The 21,708-nt window shown below is 44.8% G+C and carries 17 protein-coding genes; 8 read left to right on the top strand and 9 right to left on the bottom strand.

Annotated elements, in window-relative coordinates; genetic code table 11:
* Positions 1-10 precede the first annotated feature (10 nt).
* Positions 11-211: a hypothetical protein gene (locus F0228_RS06620; RefSeq protein WP_004737706.1), complete on the bottom strand. Its 201-nt coding sequence runs from the start codon at positions 209-211 to the stop codon at positions 11-13.
* A gap of 212 nt (positions 212-423) precedes the next feature.
* Complete coding sequence (locus tag F0228_RS06615; RefSeq protein ID WP_008215806.1) at positions 424-2,340, bottom strand: methyl-accepting chemotaxis protein; 1,917 nt, start codon at positions 2,338-2,340, stop codon at positions 424-426.
* A 456-nt stretch (positions 2,341-2,796) separates the two neighbouring features.
* Between F0228_RS06615 and F0228_RS06610 the strand changes: the two genes are divergently transcribed.
* From F0228_RS06610 to F0228_RS06585, 6 genes are read left to right on the top strand one after another with little or no spacing between them, the layout of a single operon-like run.
* Positions 2,797-3,753, top strand: a complete 957-nt coding sequence (locus tag F0228_RS06610; RefSeq protein WP_102425566.1) for a MoxR family ATPase — start codon at positions 2,797-2,799, stop codon at positions 3,751-3,753.
* 10 nt (positions 3,754-3,763) lie between these two features.
* Positions 3,764-4,690, top strand: coding sequence for a DUF58 domain-containing protein (locus tag F0228_RS06605; protein WP_171762052.1), 927 nt, complete (start codon positions 3,764-3,766; stop codon positions 4,688-4,690).
* A complete protein-coding gene (locus F0228_RS06600) occupies positions 4,687-5,172 on the top strand; it encodes a DUF4381 domain-containing protein (RefSeq protein ID WP_171762051.1) in 486 nt (161 codons plus the stop codon). The genes F0228_RS06605 and F0228_RS06600 overlap by 4 nt, the downstream gene beginning before the upstream one ends.
* The gene (locus F0228_RS06595) at positions 5,165-6,157 is read left to right on the top strand and encodes a VWA domain-containing protein (protein ID WP_171762050.1); all 993 of its coding nucleotides are present in this window, start codon (positions 5,165-5,167) and stop codon (positions 6,155-6,157) included. Before F0228_RS06600 ends, F0228_RS06595 begins: the two co-directional genes overlap by 8 nt.
* On the top strand, positions 6,150-8,108 hold the full coding sequence (locus F0228_RS06590; protein WP_171762049.1) for a VWA domain-containing protein: 1,959 nt from the start codon (positions 6,150-6,152) through the stop codon (positions 8,106-8,108). The genes F0228_RS06595 and F0228_RS06590 overlap by 8 nt, the downstream gene beginning before the upstream one ends.
* Before the next feature lie 2 nt (positions 8,109-8,110).
* A complete protein-coding gene (locus F0228_RS06585) occupies positions 8,111-9,790 on the top strand; it encodes a BatD family protein (protein WP_171730506.1) in 1,680 nt (559 codons plus the stop codon).
* A gap of 69 nt (positions 9,791-9,859) precedes the next feature.
* Here F0228_RS06585 and F0228_RS06580 read toward each other — a convergent pair whose 3' ends face one another.
* The 5 genes from F0228_RS06580 to F0228_RS06560 form a co-directional block, all read right to left on the bottom strand.
* Positions 9,860-12,004: a GGDEF domain-containing protein gene (locus F0228_RS06580; RefSeq protein ID WP_105058459.1), complete on the bottom strand. Its 2,145-nt coding sequence runs from the start codon at positions 12,002-12,004 to the stop codon at positions 9,860-9,862.
* Positions 12,005-12,340: 336 nt separating this feature from the next.
* Positions 12,341-13,090, bottom strand: coding sequence for a phosphate ABC transporter ATP-binding protein PstB (gene pstB / locus F0228_RS06575; RefSeq protein WP_004737715.1), 750 nt, complete (start codon positions 13,088-13,090; stop codon positions 12,341-12,343).
* Positions 13,091-13,183: 93 nt separating this feature from the next.
* Positions 13,184-14,047, bottom strand: coding sequence for a phosphate ABC transporter permease PstA (gene pstA, locus F0228_RS06570; protein WP_032498030.1), 864 nt, complete (start codon positions 14,045-14,047; stop codon positions 13,184-13,186).
* Between the two features lie 15 nt (positions 14,048-14,062).
* On the bottom strand, positions 14,063-14,992 hold the full coding sequence (pstC, locus tag F0228_RS06565; protein ID WP_008215818.1) for a phosphate ABC transporter permease subunit PstC: 930 nt from the start codon (positions 14,990-14,992) through the stop codon (positions 14,063-14,065).
* A gap of 112 nt (positions 14,993-15,104) precedes the next feature.
* On the bottom strand, positions 15,105-15,926 hold the full coding sequence (locus tag F0228_RS06560) for a phosphate ABC transporter substrate-binding protein (RefSeq protein WP_102424660.1): 822 nt from the start codon (positions 15,924-15,926) through the stop codon (positions 15,105-15,107).
* Positions 15,927-16,394: 468 nt separating this feature from the next.
* On the opposite strand from F0228_RS06560, the gene F0228_RS06555 reads away from it, so the two are divergent.
* Positions 16,395-18,038, top strand: coding sequence for a methyl-accepting chemotaxis protein (locus F0228_RS06555; protein WP_171762048.1), 1,644 nt, complete (start codon positions 16,395-16,397; stop codon positions 18,036-18,038).
* Positions 18,039-18,137: 99 nt separating this feature from the next.
* Here the strand turns inward: F0228_RS06555 and F0228_RS06550 are convergent, their stop codons facing one another.
* Positions 18,138-19,031 carry a lipase secretion chaperone gene (locus tag F0228_RS06550; protein ID WP_171762047.1) on the bottom strand — a complete coding sequence of 298 codons (894 nt, stop codon included), beginning with the start codon at positions 19,029-19,031 and terminating at the stop codon, positions 18,138-18,140.
* Between the two features lie 38 nt (positions 19,032-19,069).
* Complete coding sequence (locus F0228_RS06545) at positions 19,070-20,011, bottom strand: triacylglycerol lipase (protein ID WP_105058462.1); 942 nt, start codon at positions 20,009-20,011, stop codon at positions 19,070-19,072.
* Between the two features lie 410 nt (positions 20,012-20,421).
* Here F0228_RS06545 and F0228_RS06540 point away from each other — a divergent pair, with 410 nt between their 5' ends.
* Positions 20,422-21,669, top strand: a complete 1,248-nt coding sequence (locus tag F0228_RS06540) for an SGNH/GDSL hydrolase family protein (protein ID WP_171762046.1) — start codon at positions 20,422-20,424, stop codon at positions 21,667-21,669.
* Positions 21,670-21,708 lie beyond the last annotated feature (39 nt).

The raw sequence follows: 21,708 nt of genomic DNA, 5'->3' as shown, positions 1-21,708 counted from the left end.
TGTTTTTAACTTAGTGAATTGGCGTATCATTCTTTTTGTTGAACTGACCAAAGTGCGCTTCTAATACTTCAGGTGTCAGTTTGCCTTCCGCTTCTAGTCGCTTGAACTCAGCAACAATCGCTTTCTGCTCTTCAAGTGATGGCAGTTTTACTTCTGGCTCATCGCCCATCTCTTGAGTCATCTGCTCTAGTTCTTTTTCAAAATCGCTCATGATACATACTTACCTAAATATTAAACCTAATCAGATTTTACTCATTTCCGCTCTATGATGCTAGGTTGATTGAAAGCAAAGCCCGAAACCAGATCAAGCTAAAGGCAGTTAGAAGCAAATGAGTCCACCAATAAAAAGAGCCGGATTCACGATGAAATGAATCCAGCTCTTCGTCTATATCACTTTCTAAGCCATGTTACAGCTTGAAAGGATTAAAGCTTGAATGAACCAACCATCTTATCTAGGCGAGAAGACAAGTCACGAAGCTCTTGGCTCGCCTCAGCGAGTTGCTCCGCTGTGCCCGTTGTAACTTCGTTGATCGCGTTGATCTCTTCGATATTCTGATTAATGGTGTGAACCACCGTTGATTGCTCTTCAGTTGCTGTTGCGACTTGCGTGTTACGGTCTGAAATATCAACGATACGGTCAGAAATACCACCCAATACATCAACCGCTTCATCCGATGCTGATACACCTTCAAGCGTAATCACTTTACCCGCACTCATTGCGGTTACCGCATCTTTTGCATCGCTTTGCAGTTGGTTGATCATCTTCTGAATCTCTTCCGTTGAATCTGCAGTACGACTTGCTAAATTACGAACTTCATCCGCTACTACCGCAAAACCACGACCTTGCTCACCGGCACGCGCAGCTTCAATCGCAGCATTCAATGCAAGTAAGTTGGTTTGCTCTGATATATCACGGATAACACCCAGAATAGAGCCAATGTCTTGCGTTGTTGAAGCAAGCTGCTCAACCACTTGACCAGTGCTTTCGATGTCTTGTGCCAAACGGCTTATCGCATCTTTTGCTTTGTTAACCACAGAGCGACCAACTTCAGTATTACCCGAAGCTTGTGTTGCCGTTTCAGCTGCGGTTGCGGCGTTCGATGCGATCTCGCTGATGGTCATACCCATTTGGTTGATCGCTGCCACCACTTGAAGAGTTTGGTCACGTTGCTCTTGGCTGTTGTCATGGGTGATGTGTGCTTTGTTAGAAACGCTCTCTGCCGCCACTTGAAGCGCTTGGCTTGTAGAGCATACCTCCTTCATCGACTCATGGATCTTTTCAATGAACCCATTGAAGCCTTTTGAAAGCTGAGCGATTTCATCATTGCCTTTCACTTCAATACGCTGCGCAAGATCACCGTCACCTTCACCAAGGTCACTGAAACGCTTAGCCAATAGCTTGATTGGCTGAGTGATGCTGTTCGCTAGTACTACGCCCATCAAGATAAATGCTAATGCCACTACCGCAGTCATGATCAGCATCTTTTGGGCTGTCTCATCTAACTCAGCAAACACTTCACCTGTTGGAACAACGCCAATAACGAACCAATCCATTGACGACACGTACAAACTTGCGACAAACAGTTCTTGGCCTTGGCTCTCTGTCGTGATCAGGTTGAAACCTGACTTATTCAGAAGTTGGCTTGCTTGAGGGCCATAAAGTTGTTGAAGAGAAGAATCACTGCGAGAACGCTCACGGTGAATCTGCACGTCACCTTGGCTGTCGGTTAAGAATACAAAACCAGTATTCTCAATTTTGAAGCCATTAAGAAGGCTCACCATGTCGTCCATCGATTTTGATAGACCAGACATCGCCAAACCTGAAGGCTGTTGGTAGTTAGCGAACATCTTCACTTCACCGTTGGCTTCTTGGAACATGCTCACCATGGTTGGCTGCCCAGATTGAGTAAAGCCAAAGAACCAACCATCTTGTTGTTGATTAAGCTGGCGTAGGAAGCCATTTTGGTTCCAGTAATACGCCGTTTGACGGTTTGCTACTGAAGCATCATTTAAGTTGTATTGGTTACGCACATTATTCAGTTGTTTAACCAACTTACTCTCTAACGCTGGATCGCGATCTGTCGACTCGATTGCATCAGAAATAAATTCATTTGAAGCGATTTGCTCAGCAGCCAGTAATAACTGGGAAACTTCACGGTCAATCTCACCATTGATTCGCTCTAGCATTCCAGGAAGTTCAATATCGACCAATCGATGACTCAATACGTCTCGTGCTTGTTGCTGTGCCATCGCGCCAACAATAACCGTAGAGGCAAGAACCGCAAAAGTAATACCTAGTACTACCTTTTGCTTAATACTCAGAGAGTTAGTTTTAAACATATTTGGACCTTTTAAAAAGAATCGCTCTTCATTTGTATCCCAAAAACAGGGCTTTTTAGTGCACTCTTAAGCTAAAATGCACAGTCTGAGTTATGTATCGACCAATACCCATAAATCTAAAGAGTCATATCGCAAAAATTTGCAAAACAATGTAATAAGCAAAATCATCAAAAATCGTACAGTATCGGCACACCAAATATGCCGTCATTCGACCGTCATCGACCCTCTACGCAATTAAAACTTCCACACACATACACAACTACCTCAGTAAGCACTTTGGTGTATAAACATCGATTGATATGGTAAAAACCACCTATCAAACGCGTTTCTCGCTAAGCGCTTGTAAATCATTCCAAATTTGAAAAAATAAATTACGTAGATGTACCGGAACTTTTTGCTTTCGAAAAGTGACCAATACTCACAATAAAAATCAAATGGATACCCAGAGAGTCCAAAATGCACAAAACGAATTTCGAAGTCCTTCAAAACTATTTAGAGTCTCAAATCATTGGTCAGCAAGAGCTCGTCAAACAACTGATGATCGCACTACTTGCTGATGGTCATATTCTGGTTGAAGGTCCTCCGGGGTTAGCGAAAACCCGTGCAGTCAAATCACTCGCTGATTGTGTTGAAGGGGATTTCCACCGCATTCAATTTACCCCTGACTTACTGCCTGCGGACTTAACGGGTACCGATATCTTCCGACCAGAGACAGGGGAATTTACGTTCCAATCTGGACCAATCTTTAACTCGCTTATCCTGGCGGATGAGATCAACCGTGCTCCTGCAAAAGTGCAAGCGGCGATGTTAGAAGCGATGGCGGAAAAGCAAGTCACTGCAGGCCGAAAAACCTACGCCCTGCCAGACTTGTTTTTAGTGATGGCGACACAAAACCCGATTGAGCAAGAAGGCACATACCCACTGCCTGAAGCTCAATTAGACCGCTTCCTGCTGCACCTAGAAGTTGAATACCCAGACATGGAAAGCGAGCTTGAGATCCTGCGACTCAACCGCGGTGAAGCTCAAGGTAACGAATCGGTACAACCACAAGAAATCTCTCAGCAGACTATCTTTGAAGCGCGCCAAGAAGTACTCAATATCCACATGGCAGATACCATTGAGCAGTACATCATCAGACTAGTAATGGCGACTCGCCAACCTAAGCAGTACAGCGACCAACTGGATCAGTGGCTAGATATGGGCGTGAGTCCGCGTGCGACCATTGCGCTCGACCGCTGCGCTCGTGCACATGCTTGGCTTGCGGGTCGCGACTATGTCACACCTCAAGATGTTCAAACGATGGCATTTCCTGTCTTGCGTCACCGCTTGCTTCGTAGCTACCACGCACAAGCTGAAGGTGTCACAGCAAACCAAGTGATTGCACACCTTATTTCGTTGGTTGGTAGCGCATAGGGACACGCGCATGAATAATTTATTACCGAACCACAGTGACGGCGTGATGCTGAACCTGGACGAACTGCTGCAGTACAAAGCGCAGTCTGTTCGATGGTTGCCTCCAGCGAAAAGCCTCTGGTCACAGCTCAATGGTCAACACGAAAGCAACCGCAAAGGTCGCGGGATGAATTTCTCAGAAGTTCGCCAGTATCAAGCGGGCGATGACATACGCAGCATTGACTGGCGAGTAACGGCAAGAACAGGCAAAGCGCATACTAAGTTGTTCTCTGAAGAGAGAGAACAACCTGTCATCTTGTACTTAGATTTATCAAGCAGCATGATTTTCGGCTCAACCCTATTGCTGAAATCAGTTCAACTTGCGCACTTTGCTAGTCAATTGTGCTGGTTAACCGTCGCTCAAAAAGACCGAATTGGCGCAGTCATCGATACCGGCAAAGAAATCATAGAAATCAAACCGAGTGGCAGTAACCATGCTCCTTTGCGTATTTTGCAAAAAGTCATAGAAATCAATAATGCAGCGCTAACCAACGACGATAATCGTTGCGATACCACCTTGGAGCATGGATTGAAGTCTCTTCATCAACTTTGCCCAAAAGGAAGCGATATTATTATGCTCAGTGACTTTGTGCGTTACCAAGAAAGTGACTACTCACTTATCAGCCAAATTCGCCGACACAACAGAGTACGTCTGGTACATTTTTATGATCCGCTAGAGCAAGGTCAAACGGCCTATAAAGGCTCAAAACAAGTCACCGATGGCAATAAAACGCAATGGTTTAACTTCTCCTCTACGAAAGAGAAGCAAAAACTCAATCACGCGTTCTCATTAAAAAAACAGCAGCTACAACAGCTGAGCTTATCTCTCGCGATACCCTATAGCTCGTTGTCGAGTGCACTGCCATTGATGAGCCAGATATCAGGAGCTCAGTCATGAAGCAGCCCTTAGATTTAAGCCCTGTGATCACACCAGATGCACCAACATGGTGGCCTCTAGCGTGGGGTTGGTGGGCAGTGATTGTCACATCCATCATCTTGATTGCCCTTGTATTTTTCATTGTAAGACGCAGAAAAAACAATCAACAGGCGAAGCAAGAAGCGCTGTCTTACTTCACCAATAGTCAGTCTTCAGATCGTTTATCTCCAAGTGAAGCACAACGCATCCTTCGTCAGGCTGCATTGAGCTACTTCCCACGAGAAGAAGTAGCAGGCCTAGCTGGTGATGATTGGTTGAAGTTCTTAGACGCACAATTGAAAAAACCGTTGTTTGTAGAGAAACAAGCTCATTGGCAACAGTCACTCTATCAAGACCCAACTTCAATGAACGAAGAACAATATAAAGTCCAACAACAATTGGTGACTGACTGCGAAACTTGGATTCGCAAAGCCCTTCCTCCAAAGCGAGGTCGTTATGAGTAATCTCCTAAGCACTAACTTACTAAACATTGAATTCGTTTGGTGGTGGATGTTTTTCCTCGCGCCATTGCCGTTTCTCGTTTACTTGTTCTCACCTAAAACAGAATCAAGCGGTGCTCTTAAGCTTCCATTTTTACCAGAAGACAGTAATACCAAAACGCCAAGCACCCGCTTGCCAAAGGCGCTGTCCGTCATTATTTGGCTTCTGCTGGTAACGGCGAGCGCTCGTCCAGTTTGGTATGGCGAACCTGTTGAGTTTCAACCAAAGCACCGTGATTTGATGTTGGTTGTCGACCTCTCCTACTCCATGAGCCAAGAGGACATGCAATTCAATGGCGCGTACATCGACCGCTTATCGGCAGTGAAGCATGTATTGAGTGACTTCATTGAACGCCGCAAAGGCGACCGAGTTGGTTTGGTGCTCTTTGCCGATCATGCCTACCTACAAACACCTTTGACTTTGGATAGAGACACGCTGTCACAGCAACTCAATCAAGCAGTCCTGAGACTGATCGGTAATCAAACCGCGATTGGTGACGGCATTGGCCTGGCAACCAAGACCTTTGTAGATAGTGATGCGCCTCAACGTGTGATGGTTCTACTCAGCGACGGCAGTAATACCTCCGGAGTGTTAGACCCATTAGAGGCTGCAGATATTGCCAAGAAGTACAACGCAACCATCTACACCGTCGGTGTTGGCGCAGGCGAAATGATGGTTAAAGAGTTCTTCATGACTCGTAAAGTAAACACCGCTCAAGATTTAGATGAACGCACGCTAATGGAAATTGCCAAACGCACTGGCGGCCAATATTTCCGGGCGCGTGACAGCAAAGAGCTGGCAACGATTTACGACACTATCAACCAACTAGAACCCGTGACAAATGCGACCAAAATATGGCGACCACAACAAGAGTGGTTTGTATGGCCTTTGTCGGCTGCCATGTTCTTCGCATTTATGCTGTTAGCCATTAGGAGAAACAATGTCTAACTTTACTTTTATCTACCCATATTGGTTGTTAGCACTTGCTGCCCTGCCCGCTATTTGGTGGCTCAGCAAGAGACAATCGAAACAAGGGTTATTGGCGTCTCATATCGCGCGATATTTAGCCCCAGAATCAAGCAAACCGTCTAAAAACCGCAGTACTTACTTTGGTATCTGGTGGTTGGTTGGTGTTATTGCGCTAGCCGGACCAAGCTTTCAAAACAATGAGCAGCCTAGCTTTGAAAAAACACAGGCACGAGTTGTGATGATGGATATGTCGATGTCGCTCTACGCTACCGACATAAAACCAAACCGTTTAACGCAAGTGAGATATAAAGCGCTCGATCTACTCTCATTGTGGAATGAGGGCTTAACCGGAATGGTCGCTTACGCTGGCGATGCTTATACCATTAGCCCACTAACGTCAGACATCAACACCATTAAGAGCCAAGTACCGAACTTGTCTCCGGATATCATGCCTTACCAAGGCAGTAATGCCCCCGCAGCGGTTAAGCTTGCCATTGAGATGATGACTCGTGCAAAGATCTACCAAGGTGATTTGGTGCTCATTGCCGATGACATCGATGACCAAGAAAAGAAAGAGATCGACTCGCTACTATCTGGTGGCAATTGGACGCTATCTATCTTAGCTGTGGGCAGTGAAAGTGGCGCACCAATCTCATTACCAAGTGGCTCGATGATGCAAACCGACTCAGGACAGACGGTAGTTGCAAGAACCAACTTAAAGAACATGCGCGATCTGACACGCAGCTATGGTGGCGCCTTTACTGAGGTTCAATTTGATAATTCGGATGTTGAACATATTGCGAGATATCTCGACCGCATAGCAACAACGACGGAAGTAACCAAAACCAATAACTCACTCAACACCAGAGTGAACAATGGCTTTTGGTTACTGCCGTTCCTATTACTCCCTGTACTTGGGCTGTTCAGGAAAGGGGTTATTTGGTGCGGGTTAGCTATGGTTTTGTCTTTTAGCCAACCGAACACGGCGTTTGCAAGCCCATGGAAAACCGACGACCAAGTAGGTTATCAGTTTTATCAAGATGAAGATTTCCAGCAGGCTGCGGAACAATTCAAACAGCAAGAGTGGAAAGGCATCTCACAGTACAAAGCGGGAGACTTCGAAGCGGCTGAGCAAACACTACAAGGTTTAACTGATGAAAGTGCTCGTTACAACCTTGCGAATGCTCAAGCACAGCAAGGCAAGTACGATCAAGCGATCGAAGAGTATCAACGCATTCTCGAAAACAACCCTGCTCATGAGTATGCGAAGAAGAATCTAGAAATCGTGAAACAAGCCCAGAAGCAACAGCAACAGCAACAGCAACAGCAACAGCAACAGCAAGATGATTCTGAGTCCAAAGACCAAAAAGACCAAGGCCAAGACCAACCGAATCAGCAAGGTCAGCAAGGTCAGCAAGGTCAGCAAGGTCAGCAAGGTCAGCAAGGTCAGCAAGGTCAGCAAGGTCAGCAAGGTCAGCAAGGTCAGCAAGGTCAGCAAAATGATTCTTCGCAAGGCTCAAAGGATCAACAGCAAAACTCTGCAGACAATGAAAACTCGCAGAGCAAAGCTGATAGCCAACCTCAAAGCACAAGCCAAGAGCAAGCAGAAGACCAATCGAGTGCAAATGCAGGCGAACAAGAGGGCGAGCAATCTAAGCAGCCAAGTACAGCAAACCAGTCTGAGGAAAAAGGGCAGGATAAGTTGCAGCCTCAAAGTGCAAGCGCTCAGCAAGCTTCAGATAAGAAAGGTGATAAAAATGCTCAACAAGCTGTAGCACAGGCCTCAGGGCAACCGCTATCGAATGACCCGGATATGCGAAAGCTTGAGCAAGTAGAGAGTGCGCGTGACCCAAGCCAACTGCTTAAAGCGCAAATGATTTTACAAGCACAACAAAAAAGTGCTCCTAACAACCAGAACAAAAAGTGGTAACCATGCGATTTCTAAACAAGCCATTTTTATCCATAGCCCTAACGCTGCTGTTGGGCGCTTTCTCGTCATTTTCAGCACTGGCGGCTAATGCCGTAGCAAGTGTTTCACAGAACAGTGTCACCAAAGATGAAGTCTTCCTACTTAGAGTTACCACCGACGAGAAGGTCTCTTCTGATGCTCTGGATCTCGCCGCGCTTCAGCAAGACTTCTATGTTGGCACACCAAGCTTTGGGTCATCGATGCGCATCATTAATGGTAGCCGTTCGGTGTCAAGCGAGTGGAACATCACCCTTGCTCCACTACGCTTAGGCCAGGTACAGATCCCTAGCTTTGACATTGAAGGGGCTAAAACCAAGCCTATCACCATCAGTGTCGCCGTTAATAAAGCGGCGCCAACTCAACATGACATGGCTGAGTTTCAACTTAATCTAAGTAAGAACTCACTATACCCACAAGAGACCGCAGAGCTTGATGTAAAGCTGATCATTAAAGCGGATCCAAGAAGGCTTCAAGATCCGATAATCGCGCCACCGAGCTCTTCAGGCTTAGATGTGGAACCTATTGGGGAATCGAAGCAATTTCAAGACGTTCTCAATGGAAAGGAGGTGACGGTAGTTCAACAGTCATTCCGTATCTCATCGCAAAAAGCAGGTCAATTTAAGCTGAACGGGCCGAAGCTAACAGGAGCTGTTGTCTACTCAACCAACAACTCTAGTACAACACGTTTGTTCCAACTCGACACACCCGTTGAAACCTTAGATGTCACCGTAAAGGATGTGCCAAAAGGCTACAAGGGTGAGTGGTTACCAACATCAAACTTCAAATTGATACAGCAATGGTCTGATAGCCAAGGTAACGAATTAACCGGTAACAAAGGATTAGAAGGCGATAAGCAAGCCATCGAAATGGAAGCGGGTGATTCGTTAACCCGTACTATTACCATGACGGCGAGTAACTTAACGCAGCACCAACTCCCAAAACTGAATATCACCTACCCTAAATCGGTTCGTGTTTATGAGGAAAAACCGCAATTTGGCACAACACAGTCCGGCGATGCGGTGGTGGTGTATAAACAGGTTCTAATCCCAAAAGAAGCAGGAAACATCTCACTTCCGGATGTTTCCCAAACTTGGTTCAATACTGATGCCCAATCAGAACAAACCAGCAAAGCTCAGGGCCTAAAGCTAACAGTAACAGCAAGTGATCGTGTTGTATCAAGCACACCTCCTGTTGCTAGCGCGCCGCTCCAACAAACAGCGCCAAAGGTGATTAACGTCGATAACCCAGGGTTCTGGCCTTATCTCACCGCCCTATTTGCTGCTTTATGGTTGATTAGCTCTGCGATGGCCTTCTACTTCTGGTCACGCCGCGGTGTAACGACAAAACCAACACACACTGTTGAACGTCAATCAGATACCGAAGAAGCGCTTATTGAAGCGCTAAGAACGAAAGATGGCGTGATGACCAGAACCTTATTTGAGCAATGGAAATCTGAAAATACAGATCTAAGTGATGAGACGTTACAAGCCGTTGAAGCCGAACTCGCCAAGCTAAACCAAAGCCTTTATGGTAAAGCCGGTTCACCAGCCCAAACCTGGAGCCCTGAGCTGGCAATCAAAGCAGTGAAGAAGCCCAAAAGAGTCGCGAGTAAAAAGCAGAATAGCTCGCTAGAAAAGCTTTAGTCGACACTGCTCATCAAGAACAGTAAAGCACAAAGGCCGTTGATCATATGGAGATTAACGGTCTTTATTTTAAGAAAGAGAGACTGTGACTTTTTTACGTTTTAATGCAGAAACAATTCGATTTCGCCCCGAATCTTTGGCTTGATACAAGGCTTTATCTGCCTTGCCGTACAACAAATCAAAGTCGAACTGATGCTGGTCAGACGTTATCGAGGCATAACCAACGGATGCGGTTAAATAGGGGCTGGTACTACTTTCACAATGCAGGATTTTTGCCTCTTCAATGCATTTTCTAATCGACTCTGCGCGTTGCTTTGTCTCTGAGTGATTCGTGCCAATCATCAACAACATAAACTCCTCTCCGCCAATCCGACAGAAGGTTTCTTTATCATTGTGAACATGGGCATTCAGTATCTCACCTACTGTCCTCAGAGCCGCATCCCCTTCAGTATGACCATAGACACTGTTGTACAAACCAAAGTGGTCGAGGTCGACGAGAATCAAGCCAAATGTGATTTCGTTCTGTAAGGCAAACGCCCCTTGATCGTCACCGTTCAAGTCTTCTAAAACCTGCGACAACATACGGCGGTTTCCAAGGCGCGTCAGAGGGTCGAGTTTAGAAATGATATCTAATTGCTCATTAGCCAACTCTAGCTCTTGGGTGCGCTTACTGACTTCTTGCTCCAGTGTTTCATTGAGCTTTTTAAGTTCTTCTTGAGCCATGGTTCTTTGCAGCACCTCAGCAAGGCTCGAAGCAAAGATACGTATGACCTCACGAAGCTGTGAGGTAAGCGGGCTACGAGTTAGCAAGTTATCGGCAGCGATAAACGCAATAGGCTCACCCGTGTTTGTGGTGAGCATAGTCATGGCCGTCCAACCAACGCCGACAATATTGAAATCATGGTAAATAGGGACCGATTCTTCGAAGGCGACTTGATTCGGGCAAGCACGCGCTGCGGCTACAATGTCACGTTCCACCAGCTCAGAGCGATAATAGGACTCATCGACAATATCGCCTTTGATGTCGGTACCCCAAGTACCCTGCATGTAACTGCACTTTTTGTCTGTTAGGAAAACAGCCAGTCGATCGATACCTAGATGTTGAATCGCAAAACTAACGGCAGACTTACAGACTTCACTGACGCTATCGCATCGAGACAGCTCAACCATACTCGAGTGCAACATACGTATGTTCTGCTCTTGGCGCTTGCGAATATAGATCTGAGAAAGCAGAGAGCCAAAAGACTCAAGCATCTGCTTTTGATAGTTAGTAATCGGTGAACGATGAATGTAATTATCCATGGCAATCCAACCAACAGGCTTGTCCCCTTCACGCAAGATGAGCATGCCATTCCAGCCCTGCCCGACCACCTTACCTTCTGTATACAGAGGCGCATTATCGATGATGACTAGATTAGTATGGTTATCAGACAGCGCTTCAATGTATTCCGCTTCAAGTTGATGCAAATCGTATTGAGTATGGTGTTCACTGTTGGTTTTACCCGCTTCGTCAGTGCCATAAGTGCCACTGAAGCAACGCTTTTTCATATCAAGCAACATGAAGATCGCACGATCAAACCCTAACCTATCTCGCACAGCCTCAACCGATGCTTTATACAAAGCGTCTAGTGATTCGGGATTAGAAAGCTCAAGCGCGACCTGATGAACCAACTTCATGTTCTCAACAAACAGTTCACGTAGCTTTATCTCATCTAAATATTGAGCTTCACGAGTGTCTCTATTTTTGATTTCAAGCGCCGCATTCTTTTCGGCACGAATACATTGCCAACGGGCAGCCGCGAGCTGTAACACATCAAGATCTTGGTCAAAGGTTTGATTAACCTTCTCAGCATTGCAATTTTGAACAATTAAATAAGTTCTGGAGGCAGGCGCGTTGTCGAGCATCATGATAAACGACTCCCCACCAAGCACTTTCATGTGTTCCCAATTACAGGTGTTGATTGCCATCGGTAACACACCGTCTGCGGTATCAAACTGTGAGACCCACGGCCAAAATGTAGAGGGGTAGCTCGCCAATGAGGTTAGGTCGCCATAAGAAAAAAGCGGTAATGCGTCGCTCTCCGGCGTCGGTTCAGCAAATATTCCTATCCCTTTTGGAGTAAGTACCTTAACTAGATAGTCAAAAAGAGACTCAGCCAACAGACGGTGGTCGCGTGTCGCAGATATTTGTTTTGCAAAGGCTTTAACAGGCACAGCTTCCTTCCATTGGCGATTAAGAATAAAGCAAAAATACAGAAGGCTTGATATGCAATCAATGTAAGTAAAAATGAGATGTTAAGCGGGTCGCAGTTTCACCTTTTACATTATCACAAGCATGAGAAGGACGACAAAAATGGGATTCTCTGCCCAAATTTTCATCGACATTGGGGCTTTTTTAGAGGCATAAAAAAGCCCCACCTAAAGTGGGGCAAAACTTCCATCGCTTATAGTTATAGTGATAATTCTATTGATCGATTCGATTATCTAACCTGCGTTTCAGTTAGTGTGCAAAGGTATCTAATCGCTTAAACACCGCACGTAAATCATCGATTAACCAAAGTCACCGTTTACGTAACCTTTAGTACGATCATCTTTTGGTTCACTGAAGATAACACTGGTTTCGTTATGCTCTACAAGCTCTCCCATAAGGAAGAAAGCGGTACGGTCTGAGATACGACGCGCTTGCTGCATTGAGTGCGTTACGATAACGATAGTGAAGTCTTTCTTCAGATCTTCCATCAATTCTTCAATCTTGTGTGTCGCGATTGGATCTAGAGCCGATGTTGGTTCATCCATCAGGATTACATCTGGTTCCATTGCAATCGTACGTGCGATACATAGACGCTGTTGTTGACCACCAGACAGACCAAATGCATGCGCTTTAAGACGGTCTTTTACTTCATCCCACAGTGCAGCACTGCGTAGCGAGCGCTCAACCACTTCATCAATGTGTTTTTTGTCTTTGATACCTTGAGCACGTAGGCCGTATGCCACGTTCTCGTAGATGCTCATTGGGAACGGGTTTGGCTTTTGGAATACCATACCTACGCGGATACGTAGGTCAGCAACATCGATATTACCGTAGATGTCAGTGCCATCCATATCCAGCTTACCCTTAATCGTAACGCCTTCAATTAGGTCATTCATGCGGTTCAAACAACGCAATAGTGTTGATTTACCACAGCCAGACGGGCCAATCAGAGCAGTAACCTGGCGAGTTGGAATTGGCAGGTTGATAGATTTAAGCGCTTGGTTGTCGCCGTAAAACAGATCTAGGTTCTCAATATCAAATTTGTTCATGTTCGTAATCTCTAAATTCTTAAATTCGTGTCTAACTTGATGCTTTCTTTATCACGGGGGCTCTCTTTATTATTGAGCCAGTGGCTAGTGAGCTTAGTAAGTTGCCGTGTTGAAGCGTCTCGCAATCAGTTTTGTAACCATGTTGATCAAGAGAACCAATACGATTAGGACTGTCGCCGTGCCGTAGGCTTGGTTCCACTCATCGATAGTAAATAGCTCTGTTGTCAGCTTATATAAGTGAACCGTTAGTGTACGTCCAGAATCAAATACAGATTCAGGAACACGTGCCACCATACCTGCTGTTAAGAACACAGGCGCTGATTCACCAATTACACGACCAATACTAAGAATGACCGAAGTTAAGATACCTGGCATTGCGCTTGGTAAGATCAAACGCCAGATAGTGTAGATTTTTGAAGCGCCAAGGCCATATGAGCCTTCACGGTAAGTTTGTGGTACTGCCATCAATGCTTCTTCTGTAGTACGAATGATTACAGGAAGAATCAGAATACTTAGCGTTAGTGCACCCGATAGAATCGAGAAGCCAAGACCAAGAATCGATACAAAGAAAGTCATACCGAATAGACCGAAGATAATCGACGGAATACCCGCTAGAGACTCAGTACAGAACCGAATCGCTTTAACCAGTCGGCTACCAACTTTCGCATATTCAGTTAGGTAGATTGCCGTCATGATACCCAGTGGTGCTGCAACGGCAATCGATGCAATTACCATGTAGATCGTGGCGATGATCATTGGGAAAATACCACGCTCTTCACCAGTACGAGTGTAATCGTCAGTGATGAAGTTCCAATCTACGTATTGCAGACCGTTCGATAGGATGTACCAAATAATCCAGAATAAGAAACCAACAGTGACTGCTGCTGCCGCCCAGATAAAACCCTTTAGGATGTTATCTTTAGTTTGACGGGCTTGTTTTAGTTTTACGAGATCCATATTACTCATCCCCGCTTACTTCGATTTTTCACGGTTAAGATAAAGTAGAGCACCATTTAACATCATGATGAACACTAGAAGTACAACACCGGTTGCGTAGAGTGCATTTGCGTGAACGCCACTTGCGTAAGACATCTCAATCGCAATGTTTGCTGTTAGTGTACGAGCCGAGTCCAAAATACCTTCTGGCATTGCTGGAGCGTTACCCATCACCATGATGATTGCCATGGTTTCACCAAGTGCACGACCGATACCTAGAATCACACCAGTCATAATGCCTGAACGAGCAGCAGGAACGAGCAGCTTAAAAATCGTATAGATTTTAGAAGCACCCAGTGCAAGTGAACCTTCTTTGTACGTACGAGGTACCGCACGAATCGAAGTTTCAGAAACCGTAATAACGGTAGGAAGAATCATGATACCTAGAACGATGATACCTGCCAGAATAGTGTTACCCGCTGGTACAGAGAAGATGTTCTGAATCATTGGAACGATGATTACTAGACCAAAGAAGCCGTAAACTACCGACGGGATACCCGCTAGAAGTTCAACTGCTGGTCGAATAATATCTGCAAGACGCTTAGGAGCAATCTCAGCAATAAAAATAGCGGTTAGTACACCTACTGGAACACCAACAACTACAGCGCCTAGTGTCGACACAATCGATGCAACAATCATAGTTGCAACACCGAATAGAGCTGGAGGTAACCAGTCAACACCCAAAACGATGCCAGAAACACCGGCTTCTTGGAATGCAGGGATACTCTCTGCAACGATAAAGTAAGCGATAACGGCTAGTGATACGATGCCGATTACAGCACTCGATAAGAACAAGCCGTGGAAGATTCTTTCTCTCCAGTCAACGCGCTTCTTGGTGCGCAGACTCGGCTTATTGATTTGAGTCGCTTCAGTATTCATAAGCTTTTCACTATTTGCGATGGTCATATATAAAATCTCAAACTTTGTGGCTCAAAAAGAGCTCGAAATAACCAAAGTTGAAAGAAAAGGCTCAGCCTAAAGTCAGGCTGAGCAATAATTTAAAGTGAGTCAGTTAAGATTAGTTAACTGTGATGTAGCCTTTCTTACCAGCGATAGCTTGAGCTTCGTCTGCAACCATCCAGTCTAGGAACTGTTGAGTTTCAGCTGTTGGAGCGCCAGACTTGTAAAGTACTAGGAAAGGGCGAGCAACTTTGTAAGAACCGTTCTTAACGTTATCTACAGTCGCTTCAGCGCCGTCGATAGTTAGAGCTTGAACAGATTCGTCAACTGTACCTAGAGAGATAAAGCCGATTGCGTATGGGTTGCTTGCTACAGAAACTTTAAGTGCGCCGTTACCGTTAGCAACTTGTGCACGTTGAGAGATAGCCGATACTTTCTTATCGCCGATCTTCTTCTTAAGCTTCATGATGTCTTCGAATGCACCACGTGTACCAGATGCAGTATCACGAGTGATTGCTACGATTGGCTTGTCTGCACCACCAACATCTTTCCAGTTAGTGATGTCGCCTTTGTAGATTGAAGTGATTTGCTCAGCAGTAAGAGCAGATACTTCGTTATTTGGGTTTACAACAACTGCGATACCGTCACGAGCGATAACTAGCTCTTTCAGGTCAGCAGATTTCTCTTCTTCTTTAAGGTCACGAGAAGAGATACCTAGGTCAGCACTTCCATTTTTTGCTGCTTTGATGCCTGCAGAAGAACCTGGAGCTTGAATTTCGATGAACACTGGTTCGCCTTTATTCATGTAGGTTTCTGCAAAAACTTCAACCAGTGGAGAAGCACTGTTAGAGCCAACTACAGAGATAGTTTCTTTAGCTGAAGCTGTATTCACTGTTAGAGCGCCTAGAAGTGCGATTGCACCGATAACTGTCTTTTTCATCACAAATTTCCTTTAGTGGCGTTATTGCCTTAATGTTGTGTTTGCTTGAACGGTGCCCACTTTAGAATCCGAATGTGACAGTTGTGTTTCACTAAATTGAAGCCTATATGACAACTGCAATTTATTTTCTTGTTTTCTCCTTATTAGATGCCTTCGAGGTAATACATTGCCTTGTTCTATAAGCACTAAGTATTTATTCCAACCAAATTAAAACAACCCGCTCAAATAACCATCAATGCTGATTTTTACGTAGAACATGGCCAACTCTCCCCTTATTAGCCTTACCTTTACAAAGGTTAAAAGGCTTAATTGAACGATAAATAATCAATATTTATCAAATACCTATCGCATATATCTAAATCGAATCTATTACTGATTGAATTGTCATTCTCAGAAGTTAGAATCACCTGCTAATAACAATAATAACAATTGCTTCTGCTCATTTATTTATTCAAAGAGGGACATTACATGCGCCAACTTCTCAGTGGCTTATCTATAAAAATACAAATACTAATACCTGTACTCTTTTCCGTCGTATTGCTTTTGACGGGGGTTATTATCGGTGGTGACAAACTAGAAAATGCCTTTAAAGAGGTATCTAACGCAACAGACCAACTGATCCTACATAAAGAAGAACTCAGCGAAATCGTCGACAACAGCTACGGTATGCGCATCAAAGCGATCTACAGCTTGTTCAATGCAGATGATGTGAAAACGTTAGTTCAAACTCTTAATGAAAAGCGCGACCTAAACACTCGTCTATTAAACTCCTTAAATACTGTGCCGGGGATGCAAGACGAAGTGGCAGCAATGAGTAAGGCGATGAATCACTATGTCGACTTTTCTCGTACAACAATGCTTCCTTTGCTAAAGGCAAAACATGGTAATTCAGCTCTGTCTTCTGACTTCGATGCACGTTACCAAGTGGCTATTGACCAATACCGTCATGCAGGTAACGAGATGGTACAAGCCATCAATACCCTATCTAAAAAGCTCAACTTACTTGCAACGCAAGAAGTAGACATCAATGGTCAGCAACACACCAATACACTTAATACGGCAACGGTAGCTCTATTAGTTATCCTTTCAATCGCATTAGTCATCAGTTGGGTACTCGCAAGCATCATTGTTAAGCCGATCAGCAATATTCAAGCAACTATGCGCGAAGTCGCAAATGGTAACTTGCTAGTAAAAGCAGAAGAGTACGGCGACAACGAAATCTCTCGCTTAGCAAAAGACGTAAACCAATCGGTAGACCAACTGCGTGACACCGTAAGTTCACTTTCTCGAATCAGTATTGAAGTCGCTTCTGCATCCACAGAGCTGGCTGCAGTAATGACGCAATCAAGCGTGAACTCAGATCAAGAGAAGCAAGAAGTTGAGCAAGTTGCTTCTGCAGTGAATCAATTGGAGAGCACAGCTTCTCACGTTAACGAAAATGCAGTTCAAGCAGATTCGGCATCTAAGCAAGCCGACGAAATGGCAACGCACAGCATGAGTTTGTTTAACGAAAGCAACAAAGCCAATGAGCAAATGGCTATTCAGCTTAGTGAAGCAGCGAATGTTGTGGGAACACTGAAAGAGCACTCAGAACAGATAGGTAAAGTGATTGAGGTGATTCAAAGCATCTCTGAACAGACCAACCTACTTGCGCTGAATGCAGCTATTGAAGCGGCGCGTGCGGGAGAAAGTGGTCGTGGTTTCGCTGTGGTTGCCGATGAGGTTCGAATGCTAGCGGCACGTACTCAAGACTCAACCAAAGAGATACAAACCATTATCGAAGGTTTGCAGGTTCAATCTGGCAATGCGAACGAGAGCATGAGCAGCTCACTGGCGATGCTAGAGCACAACCAAACACTTGCAGCTGAAGTAAGCGAGGCTCTTTCTGGTATTGCCAACTCGGTAACAGACATGACGGAAATTAACACTCAGGTAGCCTCTGCAGCCGAAGAGCAAAGCCAAGTGACGTCAGACATCAACCGCAATATCTCCAACATCTACAGCTTAGTAAGCCAGAACGTAACCGGGATTACTCAAGCTGCTGCTGCAAGCCATGAGCTATCGAACCTTGCAGAGCAACAGAAACAACAGTTGGGTTACTTCAAGGTTTAGGGTTTGACTTTATAGTCGAAACAACCCGCCTCGTAGCAAAAAACCAGTCACTCGTGACTGGTTTTTTTATTCATAGGCTCTTTCATTGAACGAACCTCACTACTCAAGCTCTGCGTCCCAAATCCGTTCTATCGCTTCTACTCTTCGGATCTGCTTTGAAGGAAAGTGGGCAACTCTGAGTTCCGCGATTGTCTCTTGTCGTTCGACTTGTGATAGCCCTGCGTCGTCTAAAATATCTTTTCGTTCCGCTAAGTAAATCTCTAAAGTCCCCTCAAAATCAGCTCTTTGTTGGTCGAGCTCTTCAAGCCTTTGCGCGGCATCTTCACCCACCAGTTCATTTCGCTTCAAGTATTTCTCTTGCTGTTCAAGCCCTTCAGACTTGGATAATTGTTGAAGCAACACCTGATTCTTGTGGCTCGTTTGGACGTAGTCTGCTTGCTCAGAGATTAAAGAATCTAACCGTTGTTGGTATTCCAGCTCACTCAGCCCTTCTAGCTTCAATCGAAGCTTCTCTAAAGCAACCTCCCTCATTTGGTTATCGTGAGTAAATAAGATACTTATCTCGCTCGGGCTAAAAAACTGAGCCTGGAGATCAAGTAAGGCTTGGTTTAAGCGTTGCAGATCATCGACAGAGAGCGAGGTGGGGTCGAACTGAACGTCCAATGACGTCAATGCCGACTTGTAATCAAGATATTTGGCAAACAAGGCTTCATCGATAATTGCACCTTTTGATTGAGCATGGTGCTGAGCAACGTTGTTACGAATATCTTCAAGGGTTAGCTCTGTTTGTCCAGAGACGAAGTAATCCATAGTGTCTTTGGCCGATGCACTATCAATATCAGTATCTTGTTGAGAGCTCACTTTCAACGAGGAGATACTTTGTTGTTCGTCACCGCTTGGGTTTAAGCTCTCTTCCACTGGATATAAAATAAAGACCGCCGCTGCACTCATCAGGGCTATCGTGGTTATCGAAAAAATGGCGGCCTTATTCATTATATTTCCTTATTGTGTTAACGAATCATCAGTACAAGCTACAAGCCTGCCAACTTCAATCGGTTCGCGTGCTGGCGATACAATGTTACCGGGTCAGTCTCAAACAAATGATGGATGCCCAACAAACCGTTGATCTCATCCAGATGATTCATTTTGTAATCATCCCCAATCACTTTACCTAGGTGAGCACTACAAGCTCCAACAAGCCCATCATTTGGTTCGTTAAACGCTAAACCTAGCACTGTCATCGCCGCATCGGTCGGGTCCAAAAGATTGGTAAAAGTGGAAGACCCTGTCCATGAGTAGTAATAAACGCCGTTACTGGCTTGCCACTCACCATCACCACATGCAGAGGTTGGAACCCCTTCAGGATAAAATTGATTGAAAGCAAGAGAACCTTCTGTCGTCAACGCTTCTAGTGATGCCAAGCCATCTTGTTCGAGGTCTGAGCCACCAGACAATAGATTGATGAGTGTCGTCAAACCACCCGCCAACTTAACCGCAATTCCCTCAGTGACAGACCCTTCAGGTACGGTTCCACGAACTAAATCCGCTACCTTTGAACCTTTATGAACGCCGCCAATACTCGTTACCGATGCGACAAGGTCTGGTCTGACAGAGGCCACATACCGCGCTGTGGGGCCACCATGACTGTGCCCGACAAGGTTAACCTTATTTGCTCCTGTTGCCGCTAAAAGTGTCTCGACCTGAGCCAATAATTGCTCTCCCCTAACCTCTGAACTATTCGTCGCTGATACTTGTGCAACGTATACGCTCGCGCCATCTTTGGTTAAAGATTCAGGCACCCCATAAAAGTAATCCACACCCGCTAACGTATCGAACCCAAATAAGCCATGTACCAACACAATGGGATATTTGGTTTCCGTGTATCCACTTACCTCTAATGCCGAAGCGCTTGTTCCTGCATAGGCACCCAAACTGGATAGGCAGGCGATTGTCCAAATTAATATCTTCTTCAATGCTCTTTCCTTAAACAAGTTAGACCTCTGATGAGTAAGAGAAACGTAGGTGATAATTTTATAAAACTAAAAAGAGTGACTCGAGATTTGTGATGTTGAACTGGAAATAAACAATAGGGATTAACATTAGGCAGGCGAAGATCAATCAACAAAAATAACAATAAGGTATTGATTAAATTAACATTTAATGGAGATTACGTGTTAATCACTTACTCTCGAGGTTTGAGAGCAATAACCAAAAAATCGTTGGAAGTTTGACATTTATGCCAGTTATTAAACACCAAGAAGCTGAATGTGTTGACGGTAATTATCAATTATCGATATAGGTCGTACCGGCCATTTACTTACTCAGTTATCAACAATAAACAACGTTTATTCGGCTTACCTACACATAAAAAGAGAATACAGTAATGAAAAATACGGCTTTATTACTCGCGTTAACAGTGCCGTTTGGTGCTTATGCTGCTGAAAATTCAACACCAACACCGGAATCTATTTCCTCTGCTCAAGTACTCAGCACACAAGATTCAGAAACCTACTCTTACGTCCGATGTTGGTATCGCACAGATGCCTCTCATGACTCAGCCGCTACCGATTGGAAATGGGCGAAAAAAGAAAACGGGGACTATTACACGATCAACGGATATTGGTGGTCGTCCGTCTCGTTCAAAAATATGTTTTACAGTGATACTCCGCAATCTGAAATCAAACAGCGTTGTGAACAAACACTCGATATCCAGCATGATGCCGCAGACATTACCTACTTTGCCGCAGATAATCGCTTCTCTTATAACCACTCAATTTGGACCAATGACAACGCTATTCAAGGAAATACGATAAATCGCATTGTTACTTTTGGTGATAGCCTTTCTGATACTGGAAATCTATTTAACGGATCTCAATGGGTTTTCCCAAATGCGGACTCGTGGTTTCTAGGGCATTTTTCTAATGGCTTAGTCTGGACAGAATACCTAGCAAAAGCCAAAGACGTCCCTTTATATAATTGGGCTGTAGGTGGCGCAGCAGGTACCAATCAGTATGTCGCATTAACCGGGGTATATGACCAAGTCACGTCCTACTTAACCTATATGAAAGTCGCCAAAAACTATCACCCAGAAAACTCGCTGTTTACGCTGGAATTTGGGCTCAATGACTTTATGAATTACGACCGAGAAGTCGCTGATGTCAAAGCCGATTTCAGCAGTGCTCTCATTCGATTGACTGAATCTGGAGCCAACAATATCTTGTTATTCACATTGCCTGATGCGACAAAGGCGCCTCAATTCAAGTACTCGACAGAACAAGAGATCATCAAGGTTCGTGGCAAGATCATTGAGTTTAATCAATTCATTAAAGTACAGGCCGAGTATTACCAAAACATGGGGAAAAATGTGGTGCTGTTCGATGCAAGTGCACTGTTTGCAAGCATTACCGACAACCCACAGCAGCATGGCTTTAGAAATGCGAGTGATGCTTGCCTTGATATCAATAGAAGCTCTGCAGCTGATTATTTGCGAAGCCATAGCTTGACCAATGACTGTGCTACCTATGGTTCAGATAGCTATGTATTTTGGGGCGTAACACATCCTACTACCGCTACTCACAAGTATATTGCCGACCATATCTTGGCATATTCGTTCTCTTCCTTTAATTTCTAGTGATTTAGCAACTGATCTGTATGTTCAGATGCCAAATGA

It is taken from the genome of Vibrio sp. 99K-1 (assembly GCF_013114585.1).
Classification (GTDB): Bacteria; Pseudomonadota; Gammaproteobacteria; order Enterobacterales; family Vibrionaceae; genus Vibrio; species Vibrio chagasii_B.
The sequence above is the reverse complement of the archived record's forward strand: the minus strand, read 5'-3'. Positions and strand labels throughout refer to the sequence as shown.

Excerpts from the sequence above, each read along its gene's own strand:
- F0228_RS06620 (WP_004737706.1), bottom strand. The coding sequence starts at position 211 with ATGAGCGATTTTGAAAAAGAACTAGAGCAGATGACTCAAGAGATGGGC.
- F0228_RS06615 (WP_008215806.1), bottom strand. The coding sequence starts at position 2,340 with ATGTTTAAAACTAACTCTCTGAGTATTAAGCAAAAGGTAGTACTAGGT.
- F0228_RS06610 (WP_102425566.1), top strand. The coding sequence starts at position 2,797 with ATGCACAAAACGAATTTCGAAGTCCTTCAAAACTATTTAGAGTCTCAA.
- F0228_RS06605 (WP_171762052.1), top strand. The coding sequence starts at position 3,764 with ATGAATAATTTATTACCGAACCACAGTGACGGCGTGATGCTGAACCTG.
- F0228_RS06600 (WP_171762051.1), top strand. The coding sequence starts at position 4,687 with ATGAAGCAGCCCTTAGATTTAAGCCCTGTGATCACACCAGATGCACCA.
- F0228_RS06595 (WP_171762050.1), top strand. The coding sequence starts at position 5,165 with ATGAGTAATCTCCTAAGCACTAACTTACTAAACATTGAATTCGTTTGG.
- F0228_RS06590 (WP_171762049.1), top strand. The coding sequence starts at position 6,150 with ATGTCTAACTTTACTTTTATCTACCCATATTGGTTGTTAGCACTTGCT.
- F0228_RS06585 (WP_171730506.1), top strand. The coding sequence starts at position 8,111 with ATGCGATTTCTAAACAAGCCATTTTTATCCATAGCCCTAACGCTGCTG.
- pstB (WP_004737715.1), bottom strand. The coding sequence starts at position 13,090 with ATGAACAAATTTGATATTGAGAACCTAGATCTGTTTTACGGCGACAAC.
- pstA (WP_032498030.1), bottom strand. The coding sequence starts at position 14,047 with ATGGATCTCGTAAAACTAAAACAAGCCCGTCAAACTAAAGATAACATC.
- pstC (WP_008215818.1), bottom strand. The coding sequence starts at position 14,992 with ATGACCATCGCAAATAGTGAAAAGCTTATGAATACTGAAGCGACTCAA.
- F0228_RS06560 (WP_102424660.1), bottom strand. The coding sequence starts at position 15,926 with ATGAAAAAGACAGTTATCGGTGCAATCGCACTTCTAGGCGCTCTAACA.
- F0228_RS06555 (WP_171762048.1), top strand. The coding sequence starts at position 16,395 with ATGCGCCAACTTCTCAGTGGCTTATCTATAAAAATACAAATACTAATA.
- F0228_RS06550 (WP_171762047.1), bottom strand. The coding sequence starts at position 19,031 with ATGAATAAGGCCGCCATTTTTTCGATAACCACGATAGCCCTGATGAGT.
- F0228_RS06540 (WP_171762046.1), top strand. The coding sequence starts at position 20,422 with ATGAAAAATACGGCTTTATTACTCGCGTTAACAGTGCCGTTTGGTGCT.